Here is a 19,245-nt window from a genome sequence, read left to right as displayed (position 1 = left end):
TTTGCCGGGCGGTGCGTTTTTTACTGTATCCCTAAATCCTGCGCCTGCTCTGCCAGCGCCTGCATGGCGTCGAGGCTTTCACGTTCGCGCGCTTTCTTATACGTCATCAGGTCAGAAAACAGCACCCTACGGTGCCGCCCGGCCCTGTGGAACGGCAGTCGGCCTTCTTCCAGCAGTTTCACCATGTGGGGGCGCGAAACGTTGAGCATGTTGGCGGCTTCCTGCGTCGTTAACTCTGCGTGAATCGGCACGATCTGCACGGCGTTGCCGGCGGCCAGCTCTCCAAGAATGTCTATTAACATCGTTAGCGCGCTGGTCGGCAACTCGATAGTGTGAGTTTTGCTATCCGCATCCAGAATTGAAATGCGCTGGGTGTCCAATTTCGTGGAAAGATGCGCGATAAGTTCCCGTTTTCCCCGCTGGGCTAACTCAACTTCATGGGGGGCGGGAAGGCTAAGATGGGTTAACGCTGTCGTCATGGTGATTATCCTCCCTTTGTCGTTTTCAAGAGAATAATCGAAATAAACGAAAATTACAATATTCGAAATAAACGAAAAGCAGGAGAGGTAGGATCGCCTCGAACGATAGCGAGCCGGAAGGCGCTAAAAAGAGAAAAGTGGAACAGCGCGTATTTTCTACGCCTGCGTCACTTTTCCCCCCGCGTCGATAAACGGCGCGATGGCTTCAACAGGCGCATGCCTGTCGGTAATCAGCTGCCAGCGCTCCGGAAACGACGCCCAAGCGGACTGGGAGGCGGCGCCGAGCTTGGTGCTGTCCGCCAGAATGAAGGTCTCTGCCGCCTGGCGCATCATCAGGCGCTTGAGGGAAGCCTGTTCGAGCGTGGCTTCACATAGCCCCCGCTCGGCCACTACGCCGTCGGCGCTGGTGAACAGGCGAGCGGCGGTGAGGGTGCGCATGGCCTCTTCCGCCAGCGGGCCGTAGCTGGTCATGCTGATGGGGCGAATGGTGCCGCCGAGCAGAATCAGGGAAATTCCCGGCGCGTCTGTCAGCATCCAGGCAACTTTCATATTGTTGGTAATAACGCGAAGGGTGCGTTCCCGCAGCAGCTGGGCGAGGGCGGTGACCGTTGAGCCGCCGTCGAGGATTAAGGTCTCCCCGTCTTGAATATAGGCGGCGGCGGCGCGGGCAATGGCCTGCTTGGCCTCGATGTTGCGCACTTCGCGCTCGGCCAGCGTTTCTTCAACCGCGCTGGGGGCGAGAATGGCGCCACCGTAGGTGCGCATCACCGCCTTTTCTTTGGAGAGGCGCTGCAGGTCGCGCCGCACGGTAGAAGGGGAGACGCCGAAGCGCTGTGCCAGCACGTCGACGTCGGCTTCGCCCTCTGCGAGCGCAATCAGAATTTGTTCTCGACGTTCTCTGCTATGGCGCATGGTAGCCCAAACCTCCCTTTGCTGAATTGGGCTCTATTTTGGCAGAAAAGAGTCCAATTGTCTGTGACAAAGGGAGAATTTGAGTTTCCCCAGATCGACTAGGCGTCGGCCTTCGGCGCGAGCATCACCGCCTGACGAAGCGCTTCGATCAGGCTGGCCTCGTCGGCAATACCCTTACCCGCGATGTCGAAGGCGGTGCCGTGGTCGACAGAGGTGCGGATCACCGGCAGGCCGATAGTGATGTTAACGCCGTCGGCAATGCCCATCACCTTGATCGGGCCGTGGCCCTGGTCGTGGTACATGGCGATTACCACGTCGAAGTCGCCGCGGGTGGCTCTAAAGAACAGCGTATCCGCAGGCAGAGGTCCCTCAACGCTCCAGCCTTTGGCCTGACAGGCAGTGATAGCAGGGATGATTTTGCTCTCTTCTTCGCCGTAGCCGAACAGGCCGTTTTCGCCCGCGTGCGGGTTAATGGCGCAGACGCCGATGCGCGGGTTTTCGATACCGGCGCGGATTAGCGTCTCGTGGGCGCGCCCGATGGTGCGCTCAACCAGACCGGGTTCGATCTTGGCGATGGCGTCAATCAGGCCGATGTGAGTGGTGACGTGCACCACGCGCAGGTTCGGCGCGCTCAGCATCATAGAGACTTCCGGCGTATGGGTAAGGTAGGCCAGCGTCTCGGTATGGCCGGGGAACTTGTGACCCGCAAGGTACATGGCTTCTTTGCTGAGCGGTGCAGTACAGATAGCCTGCGCCTGACCGGACTCAACCAGTTCGACCGCTTTCTCAATAAAGCGATAGGAGCCTTCACCGGCCTCTTTGGAGACTTCGCCAAACGGCAGCTCGGTAGGGATGATGTCCAGATCGATGCAGTCGATGGTGCCAAAAGAGTAGGCTGCGCCTTCCGGCGTTTTCAGCGCGTTGATAACGAGATCGGACTTAAGCAGCGCTGCGGCTTTTTGAAGCCTTTTTGCGTCGCCAATCACCAGCGGCCGGGCCGTTTCGTAAACAGAGCGGTGACTTAAGCTCTTTACGATAATTTCGGGGCCAATGCCGGCTGCGTCTCCCATGGTGATAGCAATAACGGGGCGAACTGCTGATGCGTTAGGCATAGTGAACATTTCCTCTTAATAATATGAAACTGGGCATATTTTACCAAAACTTGCTTTTTACCGGCTCTCATACAGCGCATGAATGCGCTCAAGGCAGCGGGGAAGCGTATTTTCTCCGCCAAACGCGCCGGCTTTGGTGACGACCGGTGTGCGAACCTGCCCAATCGACAGGCCAAGTGGAATGCCGCTTTCCACCTCTTCAACCAGTTCAAGGCCGTTGACGCCGAAGTGGTTGAGCAGCGCGACGGCGGTATCTCCGCCGGTGGCGATCAGACCGCCGATCGCGCCAGCCGCCGGGCGCATCGAGGCGGCCAAGCTGTCCATCAGGCGCGTGCCGAGGGTGAGATCGGGGGATTCGGTCAGCTCAACCTCTACCAGAACGTCCTGCCCGCTGGCGAGGTCTGCCAATATAGAGGCTGACGCAGCATCAAGGCGGGTTTTGTCATCAGCCAGAATAATGTCTGGGCCGATGAGGGCGTGGCGCACTTTGCCGGATAGCACCAGCTGCTGCGCGGAGGCGCGCGAGGCTTCGGCAAGGCTGCCGACGGCAATAAGCACGCCGCCTCGTTTTGACGGCAAGTTTAGAGAAGGGCTATGCGTGGCCCTGTTTTCCTGCTGAGCGAGAGAAGCGGCGAGGCCGCCTGATCCTACCCAAAACAGGCTTTCTGCGCGCGGCAGCGTTGCCGCAGCGATAATATCGAGATCGTCTTCAGTGGCGGCGTCGCATACCAGCGCCGCCAGCCCTTTGCGTTGGGCTTCGTCAATAAGCTGACCCAGCGCCTGTGCGCCCTGGCGCACATTGGCGAGAGAAATTGCGTCAGCGGGCAGGCCCGCCTCGGTTAAAATTGTCGGGATGTGGGCGCTCTCATAGGTGTGATCCCGTGCCCACAGCGGTGTTGATTCCAGCGGCTGTCCTTGAACCAGAACGGCACCGCCTTCAGTGGTGCGTCCGGTGCCGGGGAAGGCTGGGGTGACAATAACAAAAGCGCCAGCGCCTTTTTCTTTCAGAAACGCGACGGTTTCCGCCAGCTCGGCGGCTGGCTGTCCGCGCAGGGTCGAATCGACCTTTTTGTACAGTCGCGTACTGGGTGACCAGAAACGCTCAAGAGCTTCTCGGTGGGCGACAGCGGCCTGCGCCGCTGTCATGGCCCTGCTTTCGATATTTGCTGATACGACGGGCGCGCTCGAGGTGCCGTCTCCCCAGATCACTGCGGCAGGCGTTCCCGCCTTAGTGAAGGCGATAGCGCAGTCGGCTGCGCCGGTCAGGTCGTCGGCGGCGATGAACCAGTTGGATTGCATAGCGTTTCTCCTCAATACGCGCTTGTGTCGATATCTTTTTTTATTGTGCTTTTTCGATCGGCGTGACGGCCTTATTCCGTATCCGGCAGGTCTTTCGGCGCGCCGAACTTCTTAGCGCCCCAGGCTGTGACCAGCGGAGTCAGGATAGCCGTTACCACCACGCAGGCGGCTACCAGCGCCGTTGCGTGCTTGGCGGCTTCCGCATAGGCCGGGTTTGACGCAGCGACAATGGCCGGTACGGCCGCTGCGTTACCCGCCGTCGATGCCGCGGCGAGCCCTGCTACCCCCGTGCCGCCCGTCAGGCGATCGCCAATAAACAGCGTGAAGCCGGTGACAACAACAACGCCAACGCCCAGCAGAATACCCATCAGACCCGCCTGCCAGATTTTGGTCAGATCCAGACCGAAGCCCAGAGACAGCGCGAAGAACGGGATCATGACCGGGCTGGCCACTTTCAGGAAGTTGCGCATTTCATGGTCAAGGTTACCGATGATCATACCGATAACGAGAGGCAGGATCGCACCCACCATGGTTTGCCACGGGAAGGCGGAGAGGCCAGCGATGCCGAGAGTCACCATGGTCAAGAACGGACCGGACTCCAGGCACATCAGCGAGTAGGCGCCGACGTCGCGAGGTTTGCCGTACTGACCCATCAGCGCCATATAGAGGCCGCCGTTGGTATCGTTAAGAGCAGCGACCACCGCCAGCGTTGACAGGCCGTAGAACAGGCCGCTGTCGATGGGGGATTCACCGAGGAACTGGCCCATCACGATGCCGATAACGGCAGCGGTACCGACTTTAATGCCGAACAGCGTACCGCCTTTTTTCAGGATATAGGGCGTCGCCTTCACGTCGATGCTGGCGCCCATACAGACATAAAAGACGGCGAGAATGCTTAGCGCGCCGTTGAACAGTGCGCCCGTAAAGGAACCGAAATAGGTTGCCGTTTGGGGAAAGAAAGTTGAAATGAACGCTCCGGCGAAAAGCGGGACGACCATCATGCCTCCCGGTACGGCTTCTATGGCGCGTTTAATGCGGATTTGGGCCATTTATATCTCCTTGAGTTGCGTGATTTGAGCGCATTGAATGCGTTCTAGCAGTTTGACTCTAGTTTTTTTAAATGAAATGCGCAAATAATTTATTCAAATGCGTGATCTGCGCAAAAAAATTGATAAAAACCGTTTCTTAAAAAAGTCCTCAATTTTACGATTTTTTGAGACATTAATCTTTCTCTTCACTTTTTTATAAGCGTAGAAACCTTGATAAAACGCGGTGTTCGCTAAGGTTGTCAGCAGTCTGCTATGCTGGTGGAAGAGCATCAATGCGTGCTGGTGTGTTATCGAATATGTTGGGGTTCTACTGATTATGAAAGAAAGCGTCAGCGTGCAGTGCTCAAGTGAAGATATTTGCCATCTTCTTTATTCCCTTGCTCGTGAAAGAAACGGGCAGAACGTCTGGCTTGAGCTTAACGACGTTCCGACGCTGATCGTTCAAAATGCGGCCGATGCTGACTACGTTTTGCGGCGCAACTACGTTAACTATGAAAAGAACATGGCCTGGTTCAGACAGGCGCTGGGCGCTTCGCGCTTTTTTGAAAACGGCGATGCGTGGAAAAAGCACAAAAACCTGACGCAGCCCTTCTTAAATAACTTTAACGACGCTGACGTAGTGAAGTATTCCATTCAGTACGGGCAGCGAGCGTTAAAACAGTTTTTGCAGGCTGATGGAGAGACGCTAGATGACAGAACCTTTCGCGAAATGGCGATGGCGGTTTTAATCGAAAGCTTTTTCTCTCTATCTTTGGAGGACGTTGCGCTTGATGTGGAACCTATCGCGCAGCTGATGGCCTACAGCTCGGAGTTTTCTTTTATTCCCGCAGGGGAGAGCGGTTTAGCCAAGAGAAGGAAGCTGGTGCAGCTGCGAGCGCTGCGCTACCACGTTCGCGATTCGCTGGCCGTTTTTCGGCAGACCGGCGTAACCTCTCCCATGTTGGCGCGTATGCTTCGCGCTGAATCAGAGCCGGGCAGCCAAATCGTGTTGGAAGACGAGCTGATGACGTTTTTGGCTGCGGGCTCGGAATCGACAGCGGCGGCGATGGGCTGGGTTTGCTACTCGCTTGCTCGCCACCCTGAAGTGCAGGAAAAGCTGTATCGGGAAGTCTCGGCCTGTACCACTCCGAGCCGTTGGGAGGATTTGAGCCAAATGCCGGGGCTGATGGCCTTTATTTCCGAAGTGATGCGTTTATACCCGCCGATCCCTGTGATTATTCGACAGTCTTTGAATGCGGATCGCATCGGTTCTGAGGCGATTTCTGAGAAAGAGAATATTCTGGTTTCGTTTATCGGCATCCTGCACGACGAACGGCGGTATCCTAATCCTTGGGAAATGAATCTGAGAGAACCGCCTTATTCCCCCTTAGCGGATAAAGAGAGCGCTTTGCATATCGCTTTTAGCAGAGGCCCTAGGCTGTGCGGCGGAAAGGACTTTGCGCTAGTGGAGATGGCGGGGTTTGTTCACACATTTATTAAGCACGCCACGTTTTCACTGACGTCCGAGGCTGCGCCCGAGTTTCTTTGGCGATCGCAAATGCTGTGTCGCGGTAGTCAGCCTGTGAGAGTGGCGCACCGCGAACGATGAGGCGTCTAAATAGGTATCGTTAAGTTCGGGTTTTTCTGAGGCGGTATGAAAAAATGGCTGTTCCTGCCCCTACAGCAGTAATGCAGAGAAAGGCGATCAGATTATTCCAGCTCCTTTGATTCTGCGCCGCCTCTCCCTGAGGGGACGTGACCTTATAGTCGCCGACTCGGTCGACAAACACCTCTCGCTCGACAGTATATCGACTGCCGCGCGCAATGTAGTTTTTTTGCATTGTTGATATTTTTTCCTCAGAGAGGTACTTACCGTCCTGAGAGGCAAAGATCGCATAATTTCGACGGACGGTTTTACTGCTTCGTCGACCGGTTTTCTCTCTTTCTTCTTTGACCAGAAGTTCTCCGGTCGACGTGAATGGATAAACGCCGATGCTTTCGAAACTCCGCCATACTGCATATCCAGCAGCGCTTGAAAGAACAAGCCCGAGGGCGAAAATTACTGAACCAACGGCAATAAAGATATTGAAAGTACTTTTGGCCACGTGAGACTTCCCTGTTGTCACTGTCTGTGGTGAATCGACTGACCAAACGTGGCCTATCGAAACTTTGTCTGACTAATATAATCAATATCTGCACGATTAACTTATAAAAGCGTGTTTTTTCTCCACGCTAGCGGCTGGAAGTGCCTCGGTTACTCGGGCTTCACTTGGCACTACTTTTTTCACATAGGGTTTATAAGCGTGGTAAATATATTTTATCTGAAACGTGCGCCCACAGGTATTACACAAATAGCGCTGATAGCCCGAACGGGCTGTGCCGTGCTTTTTGACTGAATCAGCCTGATGGCAGTAGCGACAGGGGACTTTTTCTTTCAACATAGCGAGTTCCTTTTTATGTTTTTTCGTTACGTGTTTCGCGATTTATCGTTCAGTTAATTCAAGGGCGTTTTTTTGGCTATGGTGCTGGGTAACGGAGTGGCGTAGCAGAGTGATTCCTGAGCCTGCAATTCCCCCAGAAGTGCTGCTAGCATTAGAATCAACAGGCTTTTGGGATGTGACTTTTTGACTGAGGCATCCAGCGTAAACTGGTAACAGTGGGCGCTATCGGTTGCGTTTTGTTTTAATAACGGGGCCAGAATGCGCAGTTCGCGCTGAATGTCGTAATAGCGAACCGGATAGACGCGCGGGCTGTTTTTTAGCGCGTTAATTTCCGCGTTCAGGTAGTTTTCCCCCAGCATGTATTTATGAATGCTGTTGGCCAGTTCGATCTTGGTGCCGGCCTGCTCAGAGCCGCGGGTGTAGTAGTCGGTGATCCCGGCCTGACGAGCGACGTCCAGCGCTCGGTTGAGCTCCTTAAGCTGATTATCGTGCTGGGTTTGCAGGCTGAACTCGATATCCGCCAGTTCCTTCTGGCGAGCGGCCACCAGAGCCTCGACGCGGTTTTGAAATTCGTTTTCGTCCTGCTGTAGCACCTGACGGTTAATGTGGTCGATATAGCCCGCCATTAGCGCTCTGGCGACATCGGGCGAATCGGCTTTGGCTTCAATGACAAAGTATGGAATGAGCCTCTTTTCATCCGGCGTGATGACGAGCAGTTCGCGCTCGGCCATCTGTTCCAGACGGCGGCGAATGTCCTTTTCGTCCATACCCTGCGTCTGTGCTTGAAAGTAGTCCGTGGTGGCAAGATAGGCGTGCTTCTCGTTAGGGCGACGCGCCATGGCGGTAAAGTGGCCGAAAAGCTGATTGGAAACGTCGTCAGGCGTGACGTTAAGACCCAGCACCAGCGAGACGGCGCGCCGCTGCGCCAGATATTCGCTGAATCCCGCGAGGCGAGGAGCCGTCACGTACGACGTGGCGACCCACTGCGCAGGAGTAATGAACAGATAGCCCAAGGCTAGAGTTAGCGACAGAGCGATGCTGGTGAATATCCACCACCGCTCGCGCCACAGCAGCAGCGCCAGCTCAATCAGGTCGATATCATCACCGCGATGAATTAAATAGCGCTCGTGCGGCAGAATGTTGCTGTTGTCCATAGCCATGCGTATTACCTAATGGTAGGTCACGAACATATTGACCTTGCCGGTCACGGGCCCGGTATAGGCTACGCCGTTGCGCTTAATGGCGCTGCGCTGGATAAAGCGGGCACCGAACTGGGCTTGGCTTTGGCTGTTGTAGGTTAGGTCTGACGGATTGGTTTTTGTACTGCCGTGAGCGCCGGTATTGGTTTTGTAGGTGGTGACGGCTTCGCCCATTTTATGAACGTTTAGGCGAGCACCACTATAAGACATCTCGATCTCCAACCCTTCGATGAGTTGACCGCCGATGCTGTCATAAACGCTAATATTGCGGTTGGTAAGAGGAGAAGCGCCAGCATCCTGAAAACTGAATTCAATATTGTTTAGCCTACCAGTGCATTCAAGATTGAGTTCAACGGGTTTAATATTTCCACTGAAAGGTAAACTAACATTGGGCTGAACTGAGCTTGAGGCCATATTTACCCAACGACCCATACTTACTTGATAATCTGTTGCTCCGCGTAGCTGACATGCAGGGGGCAGTACAGTGATAGCATCACCCGCTAACAGGCCAGAAGGTAGATTTGGCGATAAAACTGCCGTTGTACTATATGTCTCAGTCGGTGATATAAGGCTTAGTCGGCCATAGCTGCTTACATCACCCGTCTTGATTAATTCTGCTCTAATTGAAATCTTAGATTCTGAATTAAGTGAAAATCGATTGGATGATGTTTTTACATAACCACCTCGCATATAAGCTTTGGGATAGATTACTGTATATTCAACATCCTTGGGCGGCTGATACATCGTACCTGAGAGAGTGTAATATATTGAAACTATTTGACGTTCACTACCATTATTCATATCTCCACCAATAGAGTCAGTGTCAGCCTTAACATAAAACTTAATACCAATGCCTTCGATACTAGTCTTTCGCACGCCATTACTTATATCGCCACCTTGATGTGGCAAATTAAGATCTAATACAATAGGAACCCCAGCTTGATTGCCATTATATTTAACGTAATTAGTGTTGTTATCAATGCCGCTTCCTATACAGCTAGTACCTAGATTAGGAAGAAATTCACTGTAACCCCAAGAATGAATAATGCTTCCATTAGGAAGTGAATTATCAACAATTAGTGTGCGAGACGTCTGGAAAGGGCGATTGTCAGGAATAAAAAAGGAACAAATTCCTGCATTATTCCCAGCCTTATCACCAGTACTCCATAAATAAGAATAGGAAAAAGTTGCCGATGATACGCTTGTAGGAATTATGGTACTAGAAATACAAATGCTGGCTGCCAACCAGAAAAAATGACTGAATAAGTATTTTTTTTTCATAATATTCTCTCTGCCTTCCACTCATCAGCCTCACTATTCCAATTATTCATTGCACTCAGTCTCCCGAAGTGACTTAGAACGGTAGCTATTACCTTATTCCTCACAGCTTCACCCCCGTACTCAACACCTCAGTCTCACCACCGTAGTCGTTGACCCCGCTATAGGTAATCGTCACCGATTTCCCCTTGAGGCTCTTCGGCACCGCATAGCGCTGGCTGCCCATCGGCGGCGGCATCTGGATTTTGTCTTCCAGCGTTATACCTTTGGCTCCACCGGCCTTAAGCTCCAGCTTGCCGAAGCTCACGTGGTACGGCGTGGGGTTAGTGGCCTTTAGCCAGACGTCTCCCCCTTCACGCTCCACCGACCAGCTTAGAGACTTCACCGCGTCCGACGCTTTGGTGCCGTCCAATCCTTTTGGACGCACAAACACTTTCAGCCGACTGCGAATGGCCAGCACCAGCTTGTTGTCGCCCCCGTCCTTGGCCTTGGGCGGGATTTCCTGTATCGACAGCCAGTACACCGACTCTCTGTCCTGCGGGATTTCTCCCGGCAGCACCACCAGACGCAGCTTGCCCTCCTGCTTGCCGCCGATTTTCATCACCGGCGGGGTCAGCACCAGCGGCAGACCGTTCTCGTTGCCCTTTAGGTCTTCCAGCCACGACTGAATCAGGTAGGTCTCCTGACTTTCGTTCACCACCTCTATCGGGGTTTCCTTGTCTTCGGCGTAGGCCACAATACGCGTCAGCTGCGGGCGTACGGCACTGTAGGCCTCGGCTGAAAGGAGAAAGGCACCCATTGCAGAAGCTATCAGCACACCGCGCTTGAAGGTTTTCAGATTGGTCAAAAGCGTCATGTTCGCGTTTCCTTTACGTGTTCTTGTATTCAGATTTATCCGTGCCCGTCTGTGCGTGCGCTGTTTGATTACCGACAGTCCACCGGGATTTTGGTGTGCCATTGGGATTCACTATCCCCTTCAGGCAGTTTCGGCAGCGTAAACCGGCACTGCTGGTCACGGCCCCAGGAGACGGTCAGCGTCTCGTCCCGACGCGCATCCAGCCCTGTCAGGTAGGCCAGACCGCCGTTGCCGACAATACCCGCCTCTTCGTCCTGTCCGTCCACCGTGACGATGGCGCCCACCGGCACGCTGTTAGGCCCCTGCACAATCACCATGGCTCTGCGCCCGACGCGGGTGGCAAAGCGCAGCAACACAGCGGCACCTTCCGTCGGCACCACTTTGCGGCTGGACTCCTTCAGCTCCGTGGTGGGGGCGTTGGTGGTGTCTAAACTCACGGTGTTGTAGCGGTACGGGCTCAGGTAGTTGACCACCGCCCGACCAAAGTAGTCGGTCTTGTTTTGACTACCCGATACGCCGATATCCGACGCGCCCGGTGTCTCAATAATGGCGATGGTGTCGCCCATTCTCGGTGCCAGAATGACGCCGCCCTTGTACAGCACCAGGCCGCCGGCCATCCCGGCAGAGAACTGGTCTGAATGCTGGCTGTGGCTCACCGAGGTGTTCAGGGTGGCCAGGTTGGCGTTGTAGCCCAGTGAAGCGGATTCACTGAACTTGTCCTTGTAGTCCTTCTGCACATTCAGGCTGTAGGACAGCGGGCTGTCCTGCTGGCTGCCGGAGAGGCCGACCGACTGGCTGTAGCGGTTGTCTTTATTGCGCGTCAGGTTGTAGTTGACCGAGTTGTAGTTGCGCTCCCGCTCACCCCAGCGCAGGGGAATGCTCACGCCAAGGTTGAGCGAGTTGTCGTTGTCGCCCTTGCCGTTCTTGTTGTAGGTGTAGGACAGGCTGACATTGGCAGGCCCAACCAAGAAACCGTAGCCGCCGGAGGCCGAGGTGGTTTTCTCCGACGTGCCGTAGTAGCGGTCCTGGCTCAGGGTCAGGTAGAGATTGCCGTACTCCTGCATGCCCTGATTGACGTTAACCTCAAGGCGGCTGCGGCGGCGCTTGTTCCACAGGCTGTCACCGTCTTCGTAGTCGCTGTCATAGCGTTCGCCCCGGTGGTAGTTGCGGCTGTTGAACTCGGAGAACGACAGAAAGTGCTCGGAGCGGTACTGGTAGCCAAGGATACGCAGGCCGGTATCGGTGGTATCAAACTGCTTGGCGTACAGCAGGCGCACGGCGGTGCCGTTTTTAGTCTCTTTATCGTACAGGCCATCGACCTTGTCATAGACGTATCTCGCCTGAGCGACATCCAGAGAGAAGGCGCCGATATTGCCAATGTTCCAGGCAGCGCCGGCCGCCAGAGACTGGTAGTTGTCCGACCCTAATCCCGAGACGTTCAGGGTAAAGGCCTCAAAACCCCGCTCAACGCTCAGTGCCCCCATAATAGGCTTGTCCGCCTGGTCGTCGCGGTACTCCCCCACGGACATGCTGTAGCGAAATGCGCCCGGGCGAATCATGTTGGGCAGTGAGGTATAGGGCACCGAGAAGGTCTGTTCGGTGCCGTCGGTTTCCTCTACGGTGACATCGAGGTCGGCACCTACCTGCCCGGTATAGACGTCGTCAATGGCGAACGGCCCCGGCGTCAGGGTGCGGCTGTAAATGATATTTCCCCGCTGGCGCACGATAAGGCGGGCGTTGGTGCGGGCAGTGCCGCGTATCACTGGCGCATAGGTAAACTGGGATTCCAGCAGCATGCGTTCGTTGGTGCGAAGGGTAAAGCCCCGCAGGGGAATAACCCCCATGATATTGCTCGGCGTGTAGGTATAGATATCCCCCGCCGAGACTTTTGAATACAGGGCGGCAATGTTTCGTTCGGCGTACAGCCGGTCGTGGTTAGTCTTCCAACCCTGATTGGCATTCTTGTTGAAAGTATCGAAGCTGTAGAGCCGCCAGGCACCGACGCTGGCGGTGCTGTTCAGGCTGACGAAGGCGCTGTTGTTGACGTCCCGGCCGCCGCTATTGCCGTTATTGCCGCTGTTTTTCTGGCGCGAGTGGTAGAAGTAGCCGCTGTAGCTGGTGCGCAATGTAGGCGTGCCGTCGTCCCACTCCTTGGGGGAAATCATCTGAAAGCGCAGGCTGTTGACCGCCTCTTGGGGCACGGTCAGTCGCAGGCGCTGGTGCGCGTCGTCATAAAACACCCGGGCGGCGGGAATGCGTTCGCCGAGGTCGTCGCAGACGGCGGTAACGGGCTCCGAATCTGAGTCCGGGGATACATCTGAATCTTTAAAAGACGTTTGCCAGTCGTCGTACAGTTCGGTTTTGATGCCGACCTCTTTGAGCAGACGACGGTTAAGGCAGGGGATAACGTCGCCCTGCTGAGCGACAAAGTTGACGTCGTAGACGTCGGCAACGCGGTCGTTGACCACCACTTCGACGCGTTTAACGCCGGGGGCAATGGCGTTCTTGTAGAGAAAGATGTCCGGCGTGGCGCCGTTTTTATCCTGACGCAGAAAGATGCTTTCAAACTCGCTGTCGCCGCCGCTCTCCTGTGCCCATGCGGTGGAGGAAAAGGCCGGAAGAATAGACGACGCCATCAGGGACAGTGTGCCTACGGCGGTGACTGTTGTTTTTTTTGTTCTGGCCGCTGTGCGTCCGTGTCGTGTTGTCATGTCTGACGCTCTCTCGTTCCCTGCTGCTGTCCTTGAACACCGGGGCGTCTGGCGACGACCCGGTGGTTATTGCGATGATGAACGCGACGCGCTCTCGCTATTTCCGGTGGTGATTAGAAATAGGAGATAACGAAGTCGGCGGCCGCAGTGACGTTACCCGCGGTAACGCCCGTGGTCAGTGACTTGTAGGCGGCCTGATAGTTCAGGGTGATAGGGCCCGGAGAAGCAGCAGCTGGGAGAGCTGCACCCGGATCCTTGGCAGGACCGCCGTTCAGATCGATTTGTGTGGTGCCGTTCTGACGCATGATGGCAATGCCTACGTTTCCAGCAGGCGTTGTTCCTGCGGTGTTCGCCATGACGTAGCCGTCACTGGTGGCGCTGGAGGTGGTGAACAGTGCGCGCACGTTGTTCAGCCCGGTGGCGGCTTCACAGCCCGTCAGCTGGATAGAAAACGGCGTTTGGCCTGCATAGGTGCCTGCTGCAGCATTCAGAACGGTGCTGGTGACCGGCGGTAGCGTCAGGGTGGCAGAGATAGGTGTGCCGGTCGCTACGGTATCCGCCGTCACGGAGGCAATAGCGGTACAGGCGGAATCGGTCACGGTGCCGTTAAAGGTGATGGTGCCGTCAGCGGCGTTGACTGCGGCACTGCCTAATGACGCAATGATGGCAGAGGCTAAAAGGTATTTATTGAACTTCATAACAAACTCCATGTTGTTGGTACTACTGTCGTTTAAATTGAAATAAGCCGTCCTGCCACTCGCTTTACTTTTGGACGCTTATGTCACTTATTGCGTGAGCAACAGGTATAGGTCCCGTATAAACAGGCACTATGGGCTCACGTCATCATTCTCATCCATGTTTTAGAGAGAATAATTCATACAACACGCATGTGGATTCATGCGCGTTTAATTTTGAAAAAGTTAATTTTTGATAATTTTTTATTTAATGTGCTAAGACTCCCTATCTTTGAACACATTTTCTGTTATTTTATTTTCCAGATAACAAAGGTTAAAATAACATTTGAAATTATTTTATTTAATCAGTATTCCTCGGCTTAACATCATTAAAACACGATCTTTAATTTCACACAATCGAGTGTATGTAGATTAATAATCCTTATAAATTGAAAAAACCAGAAGTAATGATCACGTTAAGATCTTAGGGTGATATTATTTACGATAATCATTTGATTATTTAGTTGATAAAACTTTTTTTATAGATTTTATTATTTTCTAATAAAATAAAGTTTCTTTTTGTTATTGTTCCCACTGTATTTAGAAACAAAAAATAAACAAGAGTTGTTTGTTTTAGAGTGAGGTGAACGTGAGGTTTGTTTTTAAAATGAGATAGGTAAATATTTATTAAGGGTGATTCTATCTATCTTAACCCACGGGTTGGTTATTATTTATTTAATTTTCACCGGGTTTCAGGTTTGAATGACTCATTTATTTCCTTTTTAGCGATACTGGAGAAGATGAATGAATAACAGCCACCGTCGCCCTTATGGGGTATGCCGTACGATGCGTATTAGAAGGGGACGGTGGGTTAACGGGGAAGAAAGCCAGAAACGCAGTCTTTTGTTAGGCTGTTATGAAAATCACAGCATTATTTTCAAAGGTCCGTTTATGTGCGGGGAATACTACCGGTGGTATGGGTAGAGGCAAATGTAGCTCGCTCTGACGTGATAACTAATTGAAACTATTATCATGGCAATGGTTAATGGTATGCTTTCCTTGTTTTTATCAACATTTCAGTGGCGATTTAGCATTGCATGCTCTAAAAGATCCCCAGCGCCTTCCCTTCTGCCCGCATCATCTGATAGAACCTGTTTTCCAGCATTTTTTCTAAAATACTTTTCACTTCTGGCGCCAGCGTTTGATAAAAATCGGACAGTTCGTCGTCTCGGCACAGCAGCACGATTTTTCTATTCGCCTTTTTGTGATCGATTTTGACCAGCTTGAGCTTCTCTGATAGCGCCGGTTCGATGGAGATAAACAGCGGGGTTGTTAGCGTCCAGCCGTAGCCTTTGGCAATTAGCTTGAGGATGTCGTCTGCGTCGGTAATTTCAAACTGAATGTTGGGGTGAAGGTTGTTCCACTTCAGCCAGTTGAGCGTCTGCATGCCCGTTGGCGTGTTACTGGTATAGGCAATGTAGTCCCGATTTTGACACAGGTCTTCCAGGCAAGTTTCCGGCCAGTCTTTGGGGCAGATGCACAGAAACTCCTCTTCGATCAGCGGGTACATTTTTACGCTGCTGGGCATTTCTGTATGCATCATGGTGATCGCAAGATTGATTTCACCTTTGGTCAGCGCACTCAGCAGGCCGGCAGCCGTTCCGGTGATTTGGTAGACGTGTTTAACTTTCGGCTGTAGAAACTGAAGAATATCCAGACCGACTGTCTTGCTGATTGAGTCAACAAAGCCGATCCTCAGGTGGGAGATTTGCCCTTGGCGAATGGCGTTGAGGCGATCCTGTAAATACTTTCCTTCATTGACCAGCTTAGTACCCAGTCGATAGAGCTCTTGCCCGGTCACAGTCATTTGAATAGGCCGCTGAGAGCGGTTAATCAGTTCCGTATCCAGCGCGCTTTCCAGATTGGCGATTTGCTGAGAAATAGAGGACTGGGTCAGCCCTAGTTTCTTGGCTGCTGAAGTGAATGCGCCGGTTTCAACGACCGCCAGAAACGCCTGAATTTGCCTAAAGTCAAAAAGGATTTCTTTCATAGAGAGGGCTTTAACTATTAGAATTTTTAATAAACTATATCTATGTTTTTTGTAATTTTTTTTCATTGATGTGGATCAGCTTTTCTCTATTCGTTAACGCGTACATTGCAAACGTTGACTATTTACTTGATGAGGCTTTTTTATGCGAAAGGACACAGATTTATTAGGAACGTTAATGATTCCGGACGATGCCTACTATGGAATTCAGACGCAGCGGGCGGTGGAGAACTTTTCGGTCTCCGGCCAAACGGCGGTAGACGTTCCCTTCTTTCTATGGTCAATCGCCGCCATCAAACTGGCGGCGGCACAGGCTAACACGCAGATTGGTGCGCTGGATGCCGGGATTGCAGATGCTATCGTCAAGGCGTCTGCTGAAGTGATGGACGGTGCGCTTGACGCACATTTCCCTATCGATATTTTTCAGGGCGGCGGCGGCACCTCGACCAATATGAATATGAATGAGGTGGTGGCCAACCGGGCGAATGAAATCATGACCGGCAAAATAGGCTACGATGCCGTTCATCCTAATACGCACGTCAATATGGGGCAGTCAACGAACGACGTGATCCCGGCGGCGATGAAAATGACCTGTCGCGTTAACGTGAAACGGCTGATTGACGAGCTTCAGAAATTGGAAGCAGCGCTGGCGGAAAAGAGCAAGGCGTTTGAAAACAAGGTTAAACTCGGTCGTACCTGCCTGCAGGACGCGGTGCCGATGACTTTCGGTCAGCAGTTTGGCGGCTATCGTTCACAGGTTGCCAGACTGGTTGAACGCCTGACGCTGGCTAATGAGGACGCGCTGTCCTTGCCGCTGGGTGCGACGGCGATAGGTACGGGCCTGTCTACTCATGAGGGCTATTTGGAAGCCGTTTATCAGCGTCTTGAAGCCGTAACGGGAGAAAAATACTGCCCGGAAGACGACTTCTTTGACGGCCTACAAAACGGTGACTTTTACCTCGATATTTCAGCACAGTTGAAAAAAATCGCGGCCTTTTTATCAAAAATGGCAACAGATTTTCGCATTCAGGGCTCAGGGCCGCGCGCGGGCTTTAATGAAATCAGAGTGCCTGCTGTTCAGCCGGGCTCTTCCATTATGCCGGGGAAAATCAACCCTGTGATGCCAGAGCTGGTCAATCAGGTGGCCTATCAGGTCATCGGTAACGACGTCGTCGTGACGATGGCGGTGGAAGGAGGGGAGCTGGATCTCAACGTTTGGGAGCCCGTTATCATTAAGGCGCTGTTTGAATCCTGCACTTTACTGACCCGCGTGATTCCGCTGTTTATTGATAAGTGTCTGGCAGCTATTGAGATTAACGAAGAGGTGAGCGAGCGCTATGCGCGGGAAAGTACCGCGCTGGCAACGGTGATCTCATCGCTGTTTGGCTATCAGGTGGGTTCGCGCGTCGCCAAGGCGGCCTATGGGAAAAAGTGCAGCGTCAGAGAGATTGTTCTGGAAGAGAAGCTGTTGATGCCGGAGCAGGCTGACTATCTTCTGGATCCGATGGTGATGACCGATCCGAAAAAGAGCGCCGCTGCGCTGAAACGCTATCAGGATGAAAGCGAAACACATTAACTCACCGTAGAAATAAAAGCAGAACACTGATTTTTATTTAGCCATGGATAGTCAATCTATCCATGGCGCGGGGAGACTTTGCTTCCTATTTAGGAGAGACCGCAGGGAAGAGAGTAGAGAAAGATAGTAGAGAAAGACAACAGGAGAGACAGAAGGAAAAAAATAATAGTCGCTTAACCCTAGAAATATAACGACAACGAGATGGAGAATAATATGTTAATACTACATATAGTATTGCTATTGGGCACGATCATGGTCGCAGCCCGATGGGGCGGCATTGGCGTAGGCTTTGCAGGCGGCGTTGGGCTTGGTATTGCGGTATTTATTCTGGGAATACCGGCAGGCGATCCGCCTATTGACGTCATGCTGATTATTCTTGCTGTTATTATTGCCTTAGCCGTCATGCAGCAGGCTGGAGGAATGAATTACTTAGTTAACTTTACCGATAGACTATTACGCAATCATCCCCGATATTTAAATATTCTTGCTCCAAGCGTCACGTTTGTATTAACCGTTTTATCGGGAACGGGATATACCGCCATGTCTGTACTTAACGTTATTCAGGAAGTGGCGAAAGAAAACGGTATTCGACCAAGCCAGCCGCTGAGCTCTGCGGTAGTGGCTTCACAGCTTGCTATTACCGCATCGCCTATTTCGGCCGCAACGGCGATTATGTACGCAACGGTAGAAGGTATGGGTGTGAGCTTCGGCTCCGCACTGTTAGTTATCTTCCCAACGGCGCTGTTTGCCATGCTGGTTGCGGCATTTATTGCCAGTAAGCAGGGCTGTAATTTGGCAGACGACCCTATTTACCAAGAACGGCTAAAAGCGAATCTGGTTAACGTGCGCAAACCAGAAGACGTACTGGTTAAGAAAAACGCCCGGCTTTCGGTAGGTATTTTTCTGCTAGGGGTACTTTTCGTTGTCTGTATGCTGCTGTTTAAACCCATTATTCACCACACAATCAGCTCTCGCGATCTGATTATTATTACGATGTTTATCGTGTCTACGGTGACGATATTTGTTTGTAAAATCGAATTCAAAGACATTAAAGAAACGCCTTTATTTAAATCTGGGGCAGAATCACTGGTTGTGGTGTTAGGGATCGTTTGGTTAAGCAGTACAATTATCGGTGTACACGTGCCTGAAATTAAGGATTTGGCACAGGAGATGCTGAGGGAATATCCGGCGCTGCTGGCGGTGGTATTTTTCTTTACCAGCTCAATGCTGTTTAGCCAAGGGGCGACCTGCGCGCTGCTGATGCCGATTGCCGCGTCGATTGGTATCAGCCCTAACGCGATTTTGGCTGGGTTTGTCGCCGTGAGTGCGCTGTATATCACTAATATTTATCCAACCACTGCGTTTGCTATTGCCACGGATGATACGGGCTCGTTTTTAAGCAAGCGCTGGAACGGCTCAAAAGTGGTTAATCACCCGTTCTTTTTACCGGGATGTATCTCGATAGTTTGTGCCGTGCCGTTTGGTTTTGTGCTTTCCAAGCTGGTTCTGTAGCCGTTGCAGTGATTAGCGGTAGCTCGTCCTTAAGGGACGGGTTACCGTTTTTATAAGACGTTTATTGGCCGATTATTTATAATGCTCATCGAAACTAATATGCCGTCAAACGGATGCGGGC

The 19,245-nt window shown here is 52.6% G+C and carries 16 protein-coding genes; 3 read left to right on the top strand and 13 right to left on the bottom strand.

From position 1 onward, the window contains the following. Positions 1–20: 20 nt before the first annotated feature. The 5 genes from DQM29_RS16425 to DQM29_RS16405 form a co-directional block, all read right to left on the bottom strand. Positions 21–479, bottom strand: coding sequence for a helix-turn-helix domain-containing protein (locus DQM29_RS16425; RefSeq protein WP_111741671.1), 459 nt, complete (start codon positions 477–479; stop codon positions 21–23). A gap of 156 nt (positions 480–635) precedes the next feature. Continuing rightward, the gene (locus DQM29_RS16420; protein ID WP_111741670.1) at positions 636–1,391 is read right to left on the bottom strand and encodes a DeoR/GlpR family DNA-binding transcription regulator; all 756 of its coding nucleotides are present in this window, start codon (positions 1,389–1,391) and stop codon (positions 636–638) included. Between the two features lie 98 nt (positions 1,392–1,489). Beyond that, positions 1,490–2,503 (bottom strand): 4-hydroxythreonine-4-phosphate dehydrogenase PdxA, encoded by a 1,014-nt coding sequence (gene pdxA, locus DQM29_RS16415; RefSeq protein WP_111741669.1) that lies wholly within the window; start codon positions 2,501–2,503, stop codon positions 1,490–1,492. Between the two features lie 57 nt (positions 2,504–2,560). After that, positions 2,561–3,802 (bottom strand): four-carbon acid sugar kinase family protein, encoded by a 1,242-nt coding sequence (locus DQM29_RS16410; RefSeq protein WP_111741668.1) that lies wholly within the window; start codon positions 3,800–3,802, stop codon positions 2,561–2,563. 71 nt (positions 3,803–3,873) lie between these two features. After that, positions 3,874–4,842: a 2-keto-3-deoxygluconate permease gene (locus tag DQM29_RS16405; protein WP_172622646.1), complete on the bottom strand. Its 969-nt coding sequence runs from the start codon at positions 4,840–4,842 to the stop codon at positions 3,874–3,876. A 325-nt stretch (positions 4,843–5,167) separates the two neighbouring features. Between DQM29_RS16405 and DQM29_RS16400 the strand changes: the two genes are divergently transcribed. Beyond that, the gene (locus DQM29_RS16400) at positions 5,168–6,439 is read left to right on the top strand and encodes a cytochrome P450 (RefSeq protein WP_111741666.1); all 1,272 of its coding nucleotides are present in this window, start codon (positions 5,168–5,170) and stop codon (positions 6,437–6,439) included. Positions 6,440–6,458: 19 nt separating this feature from the next. Here DQM29_RS16400 and DQM29_RS16395 read toward each other — a convergent pair whose 3' ends face one another. From DQM29_RS16395 to DQM29_RS16360, 8 genes are all read right to left on the bottom strand, one after another. Next, positions 6,459–6,935 carry a hypothetical protein gene (locus DQM29_RS16395; protein WP_111741665.1) on the bottom strand — a complete coding sequence of 159 codons (477 nt, stop codon included), beginning with the start codon at positions 6,933–6,935 and terminating at the stop codon, positions 6,459–6,461. Positions 6,936–7,031: 96 nt separating this feature from the next. Continuing rightward, on the bottom strand, positions 7,032–7,271 hold the full coding sequence (locus DQM29_RS18795) for an IS1/IS1595 family N-terminal zinc-binding domain-containing protein (protein WP_111741664.1): 240 nt from the start codon (positions 7,269–7,271) through the stop codon (positions 7,032–7,034). Between the two features lie 53 nt (positions 7,272–7,324). Then, a complete protein-coding gene (locus tag DQM29_RS16385) occupies positions 7,325–8,431 on the bottom strand; it encodes an LPS O-antigen chain length determinant protein WzzB (protein WP_111741663.1) in 1,107 nt (368 codons plus the stop codon). 9 nt (positions 8,432–8,440) lie between these two features. Continuing rightward, positions 8,441–9,751, bottom strand: a complete 1,311-nt coding sequence (locus DQM29_RS18130; RefSeq protein WP_145960384.1) for a hypothetical protein — start codon at positions 9,749–9,751, stop codon at positions 8,441–8,443. A 100-nt stretch (positions 9,752–9,851) separates the two neighbouring features. After that, positions 9,852–10,604, bottom strand: coding sequence for a fimbrial biogenesis chaperone (locus tag DQM29_RS16375; protein WP_232054932.1), 753 nt, complete (start codon positions 10,602–10,604; stop codon positions 9,852–9,854). A gap of 68 nt (positions 10,605–10,672) precedes the next feature. Then, positions 10,673–13,315 (bottom strand): fimbria/pilus outer membrane usher protein, encoded by a 2,643-nt coding sequence (locus DQM29_RS16370; protein WP_111741661.1) that lies wholly within the window; start codon positions 13,313–13,315, stop codon positions 10,673–10,675. Between the two features lie 113 nt (positions 13,316–13,428). Continuing rightward, positions 13,429–14,013, bottom strand: a complete 585-nt coding sequence (locus DQM29_RS16365) for a fimbrial protein (protein ID WP_170126563.1) — start codon at positions 14,011–14,013, stop codon at positions 13,429–13,431. Positions 14,014–15,091: 1,078 nt separating this feature from the next. Beyond that, a complete protein-coding gene (locus DQM29_RS16360) occupies positions 15,092–16,039 on the bottom strand; it encodes a LysR family transcriptional regulator (RefSeq protein WP_170126562.1) in 948 nt (315 codons plus the stop codon). Positions 16,040–16,214: 175 nt separating this feature from the next. Between DQM29_RS16360 and DQM29_RS16355 the strand changes: the two genes are divergently transcribed. Next, positions 16,215–17,612 (top strand): aspartate ammonia-lyase, encoded by a 1,398-nt coding sequence (locus tag DQM29_RS16355; protein ID WP_197708837.1) that lies wholly within the window; start codon positions 16,215–16,217, stop codon positions 17,610–17,612. A 213-nt stretch (positions 17,613–17,825) separates the two neighbouring features. Beyond that, complete coding sequence (locus tag DQM29_RS16350; protein WP_111741657.1) at positions 17,826–19,124, top strand: anaerobic C4-dicarboxylate transporter; 1,299 nt, start codon at positions 17,826–17,828, stop codon at positions 19,122–19,124. The last annotated feature ends 121 nt before the right edge of the window (positions 19,125–19,245 follow it).

Source organism: Leminorella richardii, from assembly GCF_900478135.1.
In the GTDB taxonomy this organism is placed as follows: Bacteria; Pseudomonadota; Gammaproteobacteria; order Enterobacterales; family Enterobacteriaceae; genus Leminorella; species Leminorella richardii.
The sequence above is the reverse complement of the archived record's forward strand: the minus strand, read 5'-3'. Positions and strand labels throughout refer to the sequence as shown.